Source organism: Herbaspirillum sp. WGmk3, from assembly GCF_023952535.1.
Classification (GTDB): domain Bacteria; phylum Pseudomonadota; class Gammaproteobacteria; order Burkholderiales; family Burkholderiaceae_D; genus Herbaspirillum; species Herbaspirillum huttiense.
On the sequence record NZ_JAKYWT010000002.1, the window covers coordinates 1199092 to 1214525 of the forward strand.

Annotated in this window: 13 protein-coding genes; 1 reads left to right on the plus strand and 12 read right to left on the minus strand. The window is 60.9% G+C overall.

Translation table 11 applies throughout. The features are described from left to right. Positions 1 to 41: 41 nt before the first annotated feature. Positions 42 to 1193: an ABC transporter substrate-binding protein gene (locus MKD49_RS11295; protein WP_209580973.1), complete on the minus strand. Its 1152-nt coding sequence runs from the start codon at positions 1191 to 1193 to the stop codon at positions 42 to 44. Positions 1194 to 1349: 156 nt separating this feature from the next. After that, the gene (locus tag MKD49_RS11300; protein ID WP_034337696.1) at positions 1350 to 1775 is read right to left on the minus strand and encodes a thioesterase family protein; all 426 of its coding nucleotides are present in this window, start codon (positions 1773 to 1775) and stop codon (positions 1350 to 1352) included. A 432-nt stretch (positions 1776 to 2207) separates the two neighbouring features. On the opposite strand from MKD49_RS11300, the gene MKD49_RS11305 reads away from it, so the two are divergent. After that, positions 2208 to 3884, plus strand: coding sequence for an electron transfer flavoprotein-ubiquinone oxidoreductase (locus tag MKD49_RS11305; RefSeq protein ID WP_121039214.1), 1677 nt, complete (start codon positions 2208 to 2210; stop codon positions 3882 to 3884). A gap of 79 nt (positions 3885 to 3963) precedes the next feature. On the opposite strand, the gene MKD49_RS11310 is transcribed toward MKD49_RS11305, so the two are convergent. The 10 genes from MKD49_RS11310 to nuoG form a co-directional block, all read right to left on the minus strand. Further along, positions 3964 to 4539 (minus strand): NUDIX domain-containing protein, encoded by a 576-nt coding sequence (locus tag MKD49_RS11310; RefSeq protein ID WP_134135085.1) that lies wholly within the window; start codon positions 4537 to 4539, stop codon positions 3964 to 3966. Positions 4540 to 4649: 110 nt separating this feature from the next. Beyond that, positions 4650 to 4964 carry a DUF2818 family protein gene (locus MKD49_RS11315; RefSeq protein ID WP_121039208.1) on the minus strand — a complete coding sequence of 105 codons (315 nt, stop codon included), beginning with the start codon at positions 4962 to 4964 and terminating at the stop codon, positions 4650 to 4652. Between the two features lie 12 nt (positions 4965 to 4976). Beyond that, on the minus strand, positions 4977 to 6485 hold the full coding sequence (gene nuoN / locus MKD49_RS11320; protein ID WP_121039205.1) for an NADH-quinone oxidoreductase subunit NuoN: 1509 nt from the start codon (positions 6483 to 6485) through the stop codon (positions 4977 to 4979). A 155-nt stretch (positions 6486 to 6640) separates the two neighbouring features. Continuing rightward, complete coding sequence (locus tag MKD49_RS11325) at positions 6641 to 8131, minus strand: NADH-quinone oxidoreductase subunit M (RefSeq protein ID WP_039786695.1); 1491 nt, start codon at positions 8129 to 8131, stop codon at positions 6641 to 6643. Between the two features lie 22 nt (positions 8132 to 8153). Next, a complete protein-coding gene (gene nuoL / locus MKD49_RS11330) occupies positions 8154 to 10244 on the minus strand; it encodes an NADH-quinone oxidoreductase subunit L (RefSeq protein WP_034337678.1) in 2091 nt (696 codons plus the stop codon). Positions 10245 to 10358: 114 nt separating this feature from the next. Then, positions 10359 to 10667, minus strand: a complete 309-nt coding sequence (nuoK, locus tag MKD49_RS11335) for an NADH-quinone oxidoreductase subunit NuoK (protein WP_013233782.1) — start codon at positions 10665 to 10667, stop codon at positions 10359 to 10361. 18 nt (positions 10668 to 10685) lie between these two features. After that, positions 10686 to 11348 carry an NADH-quinone oxidoreductase subunit J gene (locus MKD49_RS11340; protein ID WP_034337675.1) on the minus strand — a complete coding sequence of 221 codons (663 nt, stop codon included), beginning with the start codon at positions 11346 to 11348 and terminating at the stop codon, positions 10686 to 10688. 144 nt (positions 11349 to 11492) lie between these two features. Next, positions 11493 to 11981: an NADH-quinone oxidoreductase subunit NuoI gene (nuoI, locus tag MKD49_RS11345; protein WP_008327661.1), complete on the minus strand. Its 489-nt coding sequence runs from the start codon at positions 11979 to 11981 to the stop codon at positions 11493 to 11495. A 21-nt stretch (positions 11982 to 12002) separates the two neighbouring features. Further along, positions 12003 to 13073, minus strand: a complete 1071-nt coding sequence (nuoH, locus tag MKD49_RS11350; RefSeq protein ID WP_121039202.1) for an NADH-quinone oxidoreductase subunit NuoH — start codon at positions 13071 to 13073, stop codon at positions 12003 to 12005. Between the two features lie 2 nt (positions 13074 to 13075). Then, complete coding sequence (nuoG, locus tag MKD49_RS11355; RefSeq protein WP_121039200.1) at positions 13076 to 15403, minus strand: NADH-quinone oxidoreductase subunit NuoG; 2328 nt, start codon at positions 15401 to 15403, stop codon at positions 13076 to 13078. Between the last annotated feature and the right edge of the window lie 31 nt (positions 15404 to 15434).

Genomic DNA, 15434 nt, shown 5'->3' on the forward strand with positions numbered 1-15434 from the left:
GCCTCTTCGACTGCGTTACGTGAAGTGAAGCGAGTCGGTTCTTATTTGCCGAGGATGACGCGGCCGTTCTTGACCTCGCCCATCACGACCATGCCCGCCTTGATGGCTTCGTGATCGTCATGGGTGAACGGCTTGTCATAAGTGGTCACCACGCCTTCGACCTTGGTGTTCAGGTTTTCCAGCGCGGCGCGAACCTTGTCGCCATCAGTGGTGCCAGCCTGCTTGATGGCAGCGGCCAGCAGCAGGATGGAGTCATAGCCCTGGGCAGCCGAGACGGCCGAAGGCATGCGGTCAACCTTGTAGGCCTTCTGGTAAGCCTCGATGAAGGCCTTGCGCTTGGGCGTGTTGCCGTCCTGGATGAAGGTTTGCGGCATGCGGGCACCGTTGCCGTTCTTGCCGGAGTTGTCGATGAAGTTGCCCATCGACAGCGGCCAGCTGCCGATGATGGGCACCTGCCAGTTCAGCTTCTCCATGCCGTTGGCGATCTGCGCCAGTTCCGGGCCGATGCCGTAGGTCAGCACGGCTTGCGCGCCGCCCTGCTTGGACTTGAGCAGCTGGGCTGTCATGTCCACGTCCTTGATGTTGTACTTTTCGACGGCCACCGGGGTGACCTTCTTGTCGGCCAGCACTTTTTCCAGGTCTTCACGGCCGAGCTGGCCGTAGTTGGTGGAGTCGGCCAGGATGGCGACCTTGGTGAACTTCTGCTTGTCGACCGCTTCATCGGCGATCATCTTGGCCTGGATCTTGTCAGCGGCCGAGGTGCGGAAGATGTAGTTGTCCTTTTCCTTCTCGAACTGCTTGGTGATCACGGTGCCGGTCGCCACGTTGTTGATCACCGGGATCTTGGCTTCCTGGTAGAAGCGCTGCGAGGCCAGGGCCACGCCGGTGTTGATGAAACCGACGGTGGCAACCACCTTTTCCTTGTTGATCAGTTCCTGGGCGATCTGCACGCCGCGTTCGTTCTTGGCTTCATCGTCGCGCTCTACCAGCTGGATCTGCCGGCCCAGCACGCCGCCAGCGGCATTGATCTCGGCCACGGCCAGCTTGACGCCGTCACGCATGGACACGCCCATCGGGGCAGAGCCACCGGTGTAAGGGCCGGAAACGCCGATCTTGATCGGATCCGCAGCCTGCGAAGTGAGCGCCAGGCTCATCAGGGCAGCTGCAACAAAGGCTTGGGTCTTGTAGCTCATGTCATCCTCCAGAATGTAATTGTTGGCTAGCACGCGAGCGGGCGTAGCGCTTTTGGAACCCGCTCCGTGTGAACGAATTCTCCGCTCCCCTTCGCTCTGTGGCGAATCCTTGCGGGAGTGTCGGGCCGATTCTGTCCCAGTTTCCTTGCGCCAAACTTACAGGCTTGTCAGGAGCTGTCGCAGCTTCTCAGGCAGTGCAGTGGATTTCTCTTTCTTGAAATCGACCCAGACGATTTTTGCGGCACCGTCAGCATAAATGATCTGTTCATCGGCAGCGTCGCGGATGACATACGTAGTTTCCACACTCGTGCGCCCCAGGTGCCCCGCGCCCATCTGTACCAGGATGCTGGCGGGATACTTCATCTGGCGGCGGAAATTGCAGTGCGCATTGACGATCACCGGACCCTCCTCGCCTGCGATGGTGGGCCCGAACACCTCTTCCAGCCACTCGATGCGGCACTGCTCCATGAAGCGGAAATAGAGCGTGTTGTTGACGTGGCCGAAGGCGTCCATGTCGCCCCAGCGAATGCGTTGCTGCGAGACGTACAGAGGCTTGGTGGCGGCGGCTTCGTGACTGCTCATCGTGGGTCCTTTTCCGGTTTGATTCATCAATGAATGTAATTTTTTTCATGCGCGACGCGCGAGATCTGTCGCATTTACGACGCAGCCGTGCCCCGCATCCGCTGGGGCTTTCTGCTTCACTACCGAGTCACCCTGCTCGCCAACGCGCCCTCACCGCAGCGACCGCGCATAACACAGGGTTATCAGGTCACGCCAATACGGTATGAGCCTCGCGCAGAAAATCCCATAAAATACGGCACCTCCGGCAAGCTTCCGGCGCGGGGCGATTTTCCCGCAGGACAGTCCGCTTGCAGTGCATTGTTTCAGATATGAACGCTAGAAGTTGAATAAAAAAAACGCGAAATGGCCGTTCCCTCTAGCGTTCCTTCGAAAAATACTTAACAATAGCACGATCGTTCGAAAAACAGGCAGTTCACATAACACGGGACACCCATGACTTCTTCTCAAGACTTGCTCGCACAATACGGCCCTCGCGAATCGATGGAATATGACGTCGTCGTCATCGGCGGCGGGCCCGCTGGTTTGTCGGCAGCGATTCGCCTCAAGCAGCTGGCTGCGCAACAGAACCGGGAAGTCTCGGTCTGCGTGCTGGAAAAAGGCAGCGAGGTCGGTGCCCACATCCTCTCCGGCGCGGTGATGGACCCGCGTGCATTGACCGAACTGATCCCCGACTGGAAGGAACAAGGCGCGCCCCTGAACACGCCGGTGACCGAGGACCGCTTCCTGTTCCTCTCCGAGAGCAAGGCCTACAAGACCCCCAACTGGCTGCTGCCGACCTGCTTCCAGAATCATGGCAACTACGTGATCTCGCTGTCCAACGTCACCCGCTGGCTGGGCCAGCAGGCTGAGGCGCTGGGCGTGGAGATCTTCCCGGGCTTCCCGGCGGCCGAAGTGCTGTATCACGAGGATGGCTCGGTCAAGGGTGTGGCGACCGGCAACCTGGGCATCAACAAGGAAGGCGAACCCACCGGAGACTTCCAGCTGGGCATGGAGCTGCACGCGAAATACACCTTCTTCGCCGAAGGGGCGCGCGGCCACCTGGGCAAGCAGTTGATCGCCAAGTACAAGCTCGATGCCGGACGCGATCCGCAGACCTACGCCATCGGCATCAAGGAACTGTGGGAAGTGAAGCCCGAAGTGCACCAGCCCGGCCTGGTGGTTCACACCGCCGGCTGGCCGCTGGCCAATGACACCTACGGCGGCTCCTTCCTGTATCACCTGGAAAACAACCAGGTCGCCGTCGGCTACGTCGTAGGACTGGCCTACCAGAATCCGTATCTTTCGCCCTTCGAGGAATTCCAGCGCTACAAGACCCATCCGGAGATCCGCAAGTTCTTCGAAGGCGGCAAGCGCATCTCTTACGGCGCACGTGCCATCACGGCCGGTGGCGTGCAATCGCTGCCCAAGCTGGTCTTCCCCGGTGGCGCCCTGCTGGGTTGCGATGCGGGCTTCCTCAATGCCTCGCGCATCAAGGGCAGCCATGCCGCCATCAAGAGCGGCATGCTGGCCGCAGATGCCGCCTTCGCGGCGCTGGGCGAGAACCGCCAGTCCGATGAGCTGGCGGCTTACCCGGCAGCCTTCGAGGCTTCCTGGCTGAAGGAAGAACTGCACAAGGCACGCAATTTCAAGCCGTCGATGAGCAAGGGATTGATCACCGGTACCCTGCTGGTCGGCATCGACCAGGTGCTCTTCGGGGGCAAGGCGCCGTGGACGCTGCGCCATACCCACGCCGACCACGAATGCCTGCGCCCGGCTTCGGACTTCGCGCCGATCGCCTATCCCAAGCCGGATGGCAAGCTGACCTTTGACCGCCTGTCTTCGGTCTTCATCTCCAATACCAACCACGGTGAAGACCAGCCCGCGCACCTGACGCTGAAGGACAAGAATGTTCCGGTGCAGGTGAATCTGGCCAAGTACGCCGGCCCGGAATCGCGCTACTGCCCGGCCGGGGTGTATGAATTCGTCAAGAACGAGGACAATTCCGATCGCCTGCAGATCAACGCGCAGAACTGCGTGCACTGCAAGACCTGCGACATCAAGGACCCGACACAGAATATCGTGTGGGTCACCCCGGAAGGCGGCGGCGGGCCGAACTACTCGGGCATGTAAGCGCCCTTCCCTGTCTCGCAAAAACGAAAGCCGCATCCTTGTCAGGGATGCGGCTTTTTTCGTTGGGTCAGCACAGTTCTCAGATGCCGGCCGGGCGTTCGGGCGGGGTCCAGCTGCCATTGATTATCTTCTCCAGCCAGAACACCCCGATCACGGTCTTCACATCCGTGATCTGGCCATTGCGTACCTGTTCCAGCAGCTCGGCCAGCGGGGCCTTGTAGATGTCGAGGAATTCACCTTCATCCAACTCCCGCTCGCCCTCTTTCAAGCCACGCGCCAGATACAGCACCAGATGTTCATCCGAATAGGCGATGGCATTGTGAATGGTGCACACGTACTGCCATTCGGTGGCGGTATAACCGGTCTCTTCCTTCAGTTCGCGCTTGGCGCACTCCAGCGTATCTTCACCCGGATCGATCTTCCCGGCCGGGAATTCGATGAAGACCCGGTGCAGCGGATAGCGGAACTGGCGCTCCATCAACACGCTGCCGTCCTCGAACAGTGGCAGCACCGTGACTGCACCGGGGTGCTTGATGTATTCACGGCTGGTTTCCTTGCCGTCCGGGAGCACGATGGTGTCCTTTTGGACCTTGAGGAAATGGCCGTCGTAAACCTGGCGAGTGTCTTTCTGCGTCTCTTTGAGATGGGCGTCCATGATATGTGCGAGGGGATGAGGTTGGAGAAGAAAAACGACTGGCCGCGCCCGACCGGCACGCACCAAGAAAAAAGGCGTCAGTCAGTGACCGACGCCTCTTGCAGGCTGCTTCAGGCGTGCTGCTTGCGCAGGTATCGCATCACATAGCCAGGATAGGCCAGCACCAGGAACAGACAAGCGGTGATGGCATAGAATTCCCAGCCCTGCGAAAAGACGTTGCCGATGCCGCTTTCCAGCAGATGGGCAGCGACGCCGACCAGGAAATACAGCACCACCAGTTCCAGCAGCCGCAGCCAGATCGGCTTGACCCAGGCGGCGTCCTTGTTCAGCGGAATCAGGCCGAACAATTGCTGGTTGAAGAAAGGCAAATTGGCCGCCAGGGCGGCCAACAGGATGACGATCCAGCTGAACAGGGAAACGTTCATTTCCCTGTTTCCTTACGCCACGACCTTGCTGAGGAAGGTCGCCAGGGTGCTGACGATGGCGTTGGTGCAGGCATCCATCAGGTGCCCCGGCCACAGGCCGATGGCCAGGGCGGCGATACCGTTCAAGCTCAGCACGACACGCATTTCAGGCGTAGCGACGATCTTGCTGGTGTCGGTGGGCTCGTCGAAATACATCACCTTGACCACGCGGATGTAGTAGAAGGCACCGATCAGCGAGAAGACCACGGCCAGCACCGGCAGCCAGATCTGGCCAGTGGCCATGGCGGCCTGCAGCACCGACAGCTTGGCGTAGAAGCCCACCAGCGGGGGAATACCGGCCAGCGAGAACATCATGATCATCATCACGGCGGCGAACCACGGGCTACGCTGGTTCAGGCCCTTGAAGTCGTCCAGGGTGTCAGCTTCGAAGCCCGAGCGCGACAGCAGGATGATGACGCCGAAGGAACCCAGGGTAGTGATCACATAGGTCACCGCGTAGAACAACGAAGAGCTGTAGGCGTTGACGGCCGAGAACAGGTTGCCGTCGACCACGCCCGACAGCATGCCCAAGAGCATGAAGCCCATGTGCGAGATGGTCGAGTAGGCCAGCATGCGCTTGATGTTGGTCTGTGCGATGGCGGTGACGTTGCCCAGGATGATGGACAGCACGGCCAGCACCATCAGCATCTGCTGCCAGTCCACGGCCAGCGGCAGCATGCCTTCGACCAGCAGACGGAAGGTGATGGCGAAGGTCGCCAGCTTCGGTGCGGCACCCAGCAGCAAGGTCACCGGGGTGGGCGAACCTTGGTAGACGTCAGGCACCCACATGTGGAAGGGCACGGCACCCAGCTTGAAGGCCAGGCCAGCCACCACGAACACGATGCCGAACACCAGCGGGGTGCGGTCAACGGTACCGGAGACGATGGCGCGGAAGACTTCGTTCAGTTCCAGGGCACCGCCGGTCGCGCCATAAAGCATCGACATGCCGTACAGCAGGAAACCGGAGGCCAGTGCACCCAGGATGAAGTACTTCATGCCGGCTTCGGTCGAAGCGGCGTGGTCACGGCGCAGGGCCACCAGGGCGTACAGCGACAGCGACATCAGTTCCAGGCCCAGGTAGATGGACAGGAAGCTGTTGCCGGAGATCATGACCATCTGGCCCAGCAGCGCGAACAGCGCCAGGGCGTAGTATTCGCCACCCAGGGGACCACCGGTGATGCCGCGAGCAGTGTTGTACTGGCGCGAGTAGATGAGCGTGACGCCCACACCCAGGTAGGTGAACAGCTTCAACAGGTTGGCCAGCGGATCGGACACGAACATGTTGTTGAACGTGTAGACCGTAGCGCCCGTGTTGAGGTCGGCAAAGGTCAGTACCGCACACACCACCAGCGCCGCCAGGGACAGCAGATAGGTAATGACGCGCTTGCTTTCCGGCAGGAACATATCGATCAGCAGGATCGCGGAAGTCGCGATCAGCAGAAATATTTCCGGATAGACAGGGATCAGATTCATGTTATTCATTTAGTTACTACCGCTTGTGTACGCCCGCTTGTGTCGCGACCTTGATCGCGCCGCCCGACCGGCAATGCCACACCGGCTCGTCTCGTTACTCGTTGTTGCCCAGCTTGGTTGTCGGCGGGACGCGAGCGCCCCGCCCTTCACTTCTTCTGCGCAGATCAGTTGATCTTGGAGACCGCCACGTGCTTCAGCAGGTCGGTCACCGAGGTCTGGATGCTGTCGGTGATGATGCCCGGATAGATACCCATGACCAGGGTAGCGATCGCCAGCAGGCCCAGGATGAAGAACTCGCGGCCATTCACATCCACCAGTTCGGCCACGTGATGGTTGGTCACGGCGCCGAAGATGACGCGCTTGGCCAGCCACAGCGAGTACGCCGCGCCCAGGATCAGGGCGGTGGCGGCCAACAGGCCAATCCAGAAATTGAACTTCACTGCACCCAGGATCACCATGAATTCGCCGACGAAACCGGAAGTGGCCGGCAGGCCGCAGTTGGCCAGCGAGAACAGGATGAAGAAGAAGGCGAAACGCGGCATCTTGTTGACCACACCGCCGTACTGCGAAATCTCACGGGTGTGCATCTGGTCATACAGCACGCCGATACACATGAACATCGCACCGGAGACGAAACCGTGCGAGATCATCTGCACGATACCGCCCTGCACTGCCATGTCGTTGAACATGAAGAAGCCCAGGGTGACGAAGCCCATGTGGGCGATCGATGAGTAGGCGACCAGTTTCTTCATATCCTGCTGGACCAGGGCCACCAGACCGATGTAAATCACGGCCACCAGCGACAGGAAGATCATGAAGCCCGACAGCGCATGGCTGGCGTCCGGCAGAATCGGCAGCGAGAAGCGCAGGAAACCGTAGGCACCCAGCTTCAGCATGATGGCAGCCAGCACGATGGAGCCACCGGTCGGTGCCTGCACGTGGGCGTCAGGCAGCCAGGTGTGCACCGGCCACATCGGCACCTTCACCGCGAAAGCGGCCAGGAAGGCGAAGAACAGGATCTTCTGTTCCATCATCGACAGCGGCACCTGATGCCAGGTCGGGATCTCGAAGCTGCCGCCCGACACGTAGTACAGGTAGATCAGGGCGATGAGCATCAGCAGCGAACCCAGCAGCGTGTACAGGAACAGCTTGAAGGCTGCATACACGCGGTTGTCGCCGCCCCAGACGCCCACGATGATGAACATCGGGATCAGGGTCGCTTCGAAGAAGGCGTAGAACAGCATCGCATCCAGCGAGGAGAACACGCCGATCATGATGCCGGAGAGGATCAGGAAGGCACCCATGTACTGGGCCACGCGCTTCTGGATCACCACCCAGCCGGCCAGCACCACGATGACCGTGATGAAGGCGGTCAGCGGCACGAACCACAGCGAGATGCCGTCCAGCCCGAGGAAGTAGCTGATGCTGAAGCGGTCGATCCAGGGCGTCTTTTCGACGAACTGGTAACCGTGCGCCAGCGGATCGAAGTGCTGGATCAGCGGGAAAGTAACGACCAGGCCGACCAGCGACCCGAACAGCGCCAGCCAGCGGGTCAGGCCCGGATTGCTGTCGCGGCCCAGTGCCAGGACGAGGATGCCGAAGACGATCGGTACCCAGATCGCGAGGCTCAAGATGGGAAATGTTGACTGCATCATGGTTGTTATTTACTCGGACAGCTTATTTGGCGAACGGGAACGGCATGAACCACACCAGGAAACCCAGCACCCCGATGATCATCACGAACGCATAGTGATAGATGTAACCGGACTGCCAGAGACGCGTGAATTTCGAGAACCAGCCGACGACCTTGGCGCTGCCGTTGACGAACAGGCCGTCGATGATGCCACGGTCGCCCACGGTGGACAGTCCGCTGCCCAGCAGGCGGGCACCGCCGGCGAAGACGACTTCGTTGAACTTGTCCATGTAGTACTTGTTGTCCAGGATGGTGTAGATGATGCTGAACTTTTCCTTGAACCAGGCCGGCACGCGCGGATTGATCATGTAGCAGTAGTACGCCACGACCACACCGGCGATGGCCAGCCACAGCGGCGCGCTGGTGAAGGCGTGCAGCACCATGGCCACCGGGCCGTGGTATTCGTGGGCCAGTTCTTCCATGACCTTGTGGTTTTCACCAAAGAAGATCACGCCCTTGAAGAAGTCGCCATACAGCATCGGCGAAATCGCGAAGAAACCGACGATGACCGAGGGAATGGCCAGCAGGATCAGCGGCAGGGTCACCACCAGCGGCGACTCGTGCGGCTTCTGACCCGGAGCCAGGCCGTGATGGTGCTCATCATGGCCGTGATCGTCGTGGGCATCGTGCGCATGGTCGTCATGCACGCCGTGGGCCGCAGCCGGAGCGTGGTGATCGTCATGGCCGTGCGCCTGGCCGAAGCGCTCCTTGCCATGGAAGACCATGAAATACATGCGGAAGGAGTAGAAGGCCGTCACGAAGACGCTGGCCAGCACGGCGAAATACGCGAAGCCCGAACCGGCCAGGTGCGACTCGGCCGCGGCTTCGATGATCGAATCCTTGGAGTAGAAGCCCGAGAAGAACGGGGTGCCGATCAGCGCCAGCGAACCCAGCAGCGAAGTGATCCAGGTGATGGGCATGTACTTGCGCAGGCCGCCCATGTTGCGCATGTCCTGGTCGTGGTGCATGCCGATGATGACCGAACCGGCACCCAGGAACAGCAGTGCTTTGAAGAAGGCGTGGGTCATCAGGTGGAACACGGCCACCGAGTAGGCCGACGCACCCAGCGCCACGGTCATGTAACCCAGCTGCGACAGCGTGGAGTAAGCGACCACACGCTTGATGTCGTTCTGCATGGTGCCCAGGAAGCCCATGAACAGCGCCGTGATGGCACCGATCACCAGGATGAAGGACAGCGCGGTGTCGGACAGTTCGAACAGCGGCGACATGCGGGTCACCATGAAGATACCGGCCGTCACCATGGTGGCGGCGTGGATCAGCGCGGAAATCGGGGTCGGGCCTTCCATCGAGTCCGGCAGCCAGACGTGCAGCGGGAACTGGGCCGACTTGCCCATGGCACCCACGAACAGGCAGATACACGCCACGGTCAGCAGCATCCAGTCGGTACCCGGCAGGGTCAGCTGGGCCAGCTCGGCGCGCTTGTCGAAGACTTCGGTGTAGTTCATCGAACCGGCGTAGGCCAGCAGCAGGCCGATACCCAGGATGAAGCCGAAGTCACCCACGCGGTTGACCAGGAAGGCCTTCATGTTGGCCTTGATGGCGGTCGGGCGGGTGTACCAGAAACCGATCAGCAGGTAGGACACCAGGCCCACCGCTTCCCAGCCGAAGAACAGCTGCAGGAAGTTGTTGCTCATGACCAGCATGAGCATGGAGAAGGTGAACAGCGAGATGTAGGAGAAGAAGCGGTTGTAGCCTTCATCTTCAGCCATGTAGCCGATGGTGTAGATGTGCACCATCAGGGACACGAAAGTCACCACGCACATCATCATCGCAGTCAGGCTGTCGACCATGAAGCCGATCTCCAGCTTGAGGCCGGCCACCGTCATCCAGTTGTACAGCGTACCGTTGTAGGTCGCGCCGTCCAGCACTGCGAGCAGGGTCTGGATGGAGATGATGGCGGCAATCAGCACGCCCAGGATGGTCGCGGTATGCGACACCTTGCGGCCAACCACGTTGCCGAAGAATTTGGTACCCAGCAGACCGGCGATGGCCGAGCCTGCCAGCGGCGCCAGGGGTACAGCAAGAAGAAGATGTGGGTTAAGTTGCCCAGCCATGATGAACCTTATCGCTTATTGGCTGCCCCGCCCGCAGCGCTGCTGCAAGGGGGCCTCCCATCTTTAAATGAAATTCAAACCAGAACGCAAAAACAGGACGCTGCGGATGCCGACTCAGCCCTTGAGGCTGTCGAGGTCTTCCACGTTGATGGTATCCAGGTTACGGAACAGCACCACCAGAATCGCCAGACCGATGGCGGACTCAGCCGCAGCTACGGTCAGGATGAAGAACACGAAGATCTGTCCGCCCGCGTCACCAAGGTAATGCGAGAAAGCAATGAAGTTCATGTTGACCGCAAGCAGCATCAGTTCGATGGCCATCAGCAGGACGATGACGTTCTTGCGGTTCAGGAAAATGCCGACGATCGAGATCGCGAACAGGATCGCGCCGATGATCAGGTAGTGGGAGAGCGTGATTGCCATGATTCTTGTGCGCCCTTCTTAAGATTGTTGACCGGCGGCCGGCTTGTCGGCCGCTGCAGCGGCAGCGTCGGCTGCGGGTGCATTGCGGGTGGATTCGGCCTTCATGCTGACCAGGCGCACGCGGTCCGATGCCTTGACCTTGACGGCCTGGGCCGGATCGAAGTACTTGCTGTCCTTGCGCTTGCGCAGGGTCAGTGCCACGGCGGCGACGATGGCCACCAGCAGGATCACGGCCGCCACTTCAAAGGCGTAGACGTATTCGGTGAAGATCAGCTTGCCCAGCGGCTTGGTCTGGCCCAGCGTGTCGGAGACGGCCGGCACCTGCGATTCGTAGACCCAGAAGCTGTTGAGCAGCACGGCTGCCATTTCCAGCACGATGATCACGCCGATGGTGGCCGCCAGCGGGAAGTAGCCCCAGAAGCCTTCGCGCAGCTTGTCCATGTTGATATCGAGCATCATCACCACGAACAGGAACAGCACCATCACCGCGCCGACATAGACCAGCACCAGCACGATGGCCAGGAACTCGGCCTTGAGCAGCATCCAGAGGCCCGCTGCCGAGAAGAAGGACAGCACCAGGAACAGCGCCGCATGCACCGGGTTGCGGGCCGTGATGACGCGAACGGCGGCGATTACCACCAGCACCGCGAACACGTAGAACAAGACAGTTTTAAATTCCATAATCAACCAGAAGTTGGTTCATTCAATCAGCACGGGGACCGCACAGCAGGCCACCCCATCGCAATACATCCGACACCTTGCCGCAAGCCCTGCACCACCCTGCCCGGCTGCCCCGTATTTCGCAGGGCCACCCGGCAGCACCGATCAACGGTAGGCGGCGTCGGCCGCACGTGCAGCGGCGATTTCGTTTTCGTAACGGTCGCCCACTGCCAGCAGCATTTCCTTGGTGTAGTACAGGTCGCCCCGCTTTTCACCGTGGTATTCCAGGATGTGCGTTTCGACGATCGAGTCGACCGGGCAGGACTCTTCGCAGAAACCGCAGAAGATGCACTTGGTCAGATCGATGTCGTAGCGGCTGGTGCGACGGGTTCCGTCCTCACGCTGCTCGGATTCGATGGTGATGGCCATCGCCGGGCAGACCGCTTCGCACAGCTTGCAGGCGATGCAGCGTTCTTCACCGTTGGGATAACGGCGCAGCGCATGCAGGCCGCGGAAACGCGGGGACATCGGCGTCTTTTCCTCGGGGAACTGCACGGTGATCTTGCGCTTGAACAGATAGCGACCGGTCAGGGCCAGGCCCTTGAACAGTTCGCGGAGCATCAGGCTGCCGAAAAAATCCTTAATAGCTTCCATTTTTAGCCTCAGCCTTCCAACTTATTTCCAGATATTCCAGGGCGACTGGATCCAGATCGCCACGACCACCAGCCAGACCAGGGTCAGCGGGATGAACACTTTCCAGCCCAGACGCATGATCTGGTCATAGCGGTAGCGCGGGAACGATGCGCGGATCCACACGTACAGCGACAGGAAGAAGAAGGTCTTCAAGCCCAGCCAGATCCAGCCCGGGATGAAGTCCAGCGCGGACACCGGAGCCGACCAGCCGCCGAAGAACAGCAGTGCGGTCAGGATCGAGATCAGGATCATCGCGGCGTATTCGGCCAGGAAGAACATGGCGAAGGACATGCCGGAGTATTCGATCATGTGACCGGCCACGATTTCGGATTCACCTTCCACCACGTCGAACGGGTGGCGGTTGGTCTCGGCCACGCCGGAGACGAAGTAGATCACGAAGATCGGCAGCAGCGGCAGCCAGTTCCAGGACAGGAAGTTCAGGCCCATGCCGGCGAACTGCCCCTTGGTCTGGGCCAGCACGATGTCGGTCATGTTCAGGCTGCCGGTGACCATCAGCACCACCACCAGGCAGAAGCCCATGGAGATTTCATAGGACACCATCTGTGCCGAAGCGCGCATTGCACCCAGGAAGGCGTACTTCGAGTTCGAGGCCCAGCCGGCGATGATGATGCCGTAGACTTCCATCGAGGTAATGGCCATCAGATACAGCAGGCCGGCGTTGACGTTGGCCAGCACGTGTTCCGGCGAGAACGGCACCACGGCCCAGGCGGCCAGCGCCGGCATGATGGTCATCACCGGCGCCAGGTAGAACAGCGCCTTGTTGGCCTTGGACGGGGTCGAGATTTCCTTGAAGATCAGCTTGACGGCGTCAGCGATGGGCTGCAGCAGACCGGCGGGACCCACGCGGTTCGGGCCCAGGCGCACGTGCATCCAGCCGATCAGCTTGCGCTCCCAGTAGGTCATGTAGGCCACGCACACCAGCAGCGGCACCATCACCACCAGGATCTTGACCAGAGTCCACACCAGCGTGAACAGGGTCGGACCCAGCAGCGCCGGTCCCACATTGTTGATTTGGGCGATCAGGTGATCCATTTTTACGCTTTCTCCACGACGATTGCGCCAAACATGCCGCCCAGTGCAGCGGTGGAGGCGTGCGCAGCAGCGACGCGAACCACGTTTTCCGGCAGTTTCTTATCGATGGCGGCGGTCAGCGCAGCGCTGCCCGAGCCTTGCTTGACGTTGACCTTGTCGCCTTCGGCCACACCCAGCTTGGCGGCCAAAGCAGCCGACAGCCACGCCTTGGGCGCCTGGCCGTCGCGGGTTTCCAGCAGCGGCGGTGAACGGCGTGCGATGGCGTCAGCGAAGTAGATGGGCACATCCGCCACACGCTCGACGCCACCGGCGGCGGCTTGCACAGCCTGCGCTTGCACGCTGGCGATGTTGTTCAGGCGAGCCGACAGGTCGGTTTCCTTGCCCAGCAGCTCGTCGCGGATGGATTCGGCGGTTTCGTAATCGAAGTTTTCCAGTTCCAGCAGGTTGCCCAGCACGCGCAGGACCTTCCAGCCCGGACGCGCATCGCCGGCCGGCTTGACGGTACCGTTGAAGCTTTGTGCACGGCCTTCGGCATTGACGAAGGTACCGGCGGTTTCGGTGAAGGGTGCGATCGGCAGCAGCACGTCGGCATAGTCGGCACCGTGCTGGTAGGCCGACATCACCACGACCATCTCGGCCTGGCCCAGCGCGGCACGGGCCGCTTGCGGATCGTAGCTGTCCAGTTCCGGCTCGGCGTTCAACAGCAGGTAAGCCTTGCGCGGCTGTGCGAACACGGCAGCGGCATTGGCACCCTTGCCCGGAGTCGGCACGGCGTTGGCCAGGTAGCCGCCCACGGCGTTGCCGCCATCGGTCAGCACGCCCAGCTTGGCACCGGTCTGTTCGGCGATCCACTGTGCAGCAGCATGCAGTTGCGCAGCTTGCGGATGCTGGACCGCAGCGTTGCCCAGGAAGACGCCACGGCCTTCGCCCGACAGCAGGCTGGCGGCAGTTGCCTTGGCAGCGTCCGATGCCACCACGCCAGCGTAGGCGGCGGGGGCAGCCACACCCTTGGCTTCAGCCACGGCCACGGCCACTTCGGCCAAGGCGGACAGCCATGCCGAAGGAGCGGCGATGATCTTGTTGGCGATCGGCATGAGCAGATCGTCGTCGGTGGCGTGCAGCACGCTGACCTTGGCACCGCTCTTGGCGGACTGGCGCAGGCGGGCCGACAGCAGAGGGTGATCCTTGCGCAGGAAGGAACCGATCACGAAGACGCGGTTCAGCTGCGAGAACTCGACGATGGACATGCCCAGCCACGGCTTGATCTGGCCGTCCAGGCCGAAGTCGGACTGGCGCAGGCGGAAGTCGACGTTGTCCGAACCGATACCGCGCACCAGCTTCTGCAGCAGGCTCAGCTCTTCCAGCGTGGAGTACGGGGTACCCAGCGCGGCGATCGAGTCCGCACCATGTTCGTGACGGATGTTGCGCAGGCCGTGGGCGACGTATTCCAGCGCAGTCTGCCAGTCCACTTCCTGCCACTTGCCGTCCTGCTTCAACATCGGCTTGGTCAGGCGTTGATCGCTGTCCAGCGCTTCGTAAGCGAAACGGTCCTTGTCAGAGATCCAGCACTCGTTGACTTCTTCATTTTCGAAGGGCAGCACGCGCATGACCTTGCCATTCTTGACCTGGACGATCAGGTTGGCACCGACGCTGTCGTGCGGGCTCACCGACTTGCGGCGCGACAGTTCCCAGGTACGGGCGCTGTAGCGGAACGGCTTGGAGGTCAGCGCACCGACCGGGCACAGGTCGATCATGTTGCCCGACAGTTCGGAGTCCACGGTCTTGCCGACGAAGGTGGTGATCTCGGAATGTTCACCGCGGCCCAGCATGCCCAGCTCCATCACGCCGGCCACTTCCTGGCCGAAGCGCACGCAGCGGGTGCAGTGAATGCAGCGGTTCATTTCCTTCATGGAGATCAGCGGACCGACGTCCTTGGGCTCCACGACACGCTTTTCTTCCTGGTAGCGCGAGGAGGAACCGCCGTAACCGACGGCCAGATCCTGCAGCTGGCACTCACCGCCCTGGTCGCAGATGGGGCAATCCAGCGGGTGGTTGATCAGGAGGAATTCCATCACGCCCTTCTGGGCCTTGACCGCCTTGTCGCTGGCGGTGCGCACGATCATGCCGTTGTTGACCGGCGTGGCGCAGGCAGGCAGCGGCTTCGGGGCCTTTTCAACCTCGACCAGGCACATGCGGCAGTTGGCCGCGATGGACAGTTTCTTGTGATAGCAGAAGTGAGGGATGTACGTGCCGATCTTGTTGGCAGCGTCCATGACCATGCTGCCTTCTTGCACTTCAACCTTCTTGCCGTCTATTTCGATTTCAACCATGGCTGTTTGCCCAAGCTAAATATTCTTTGCC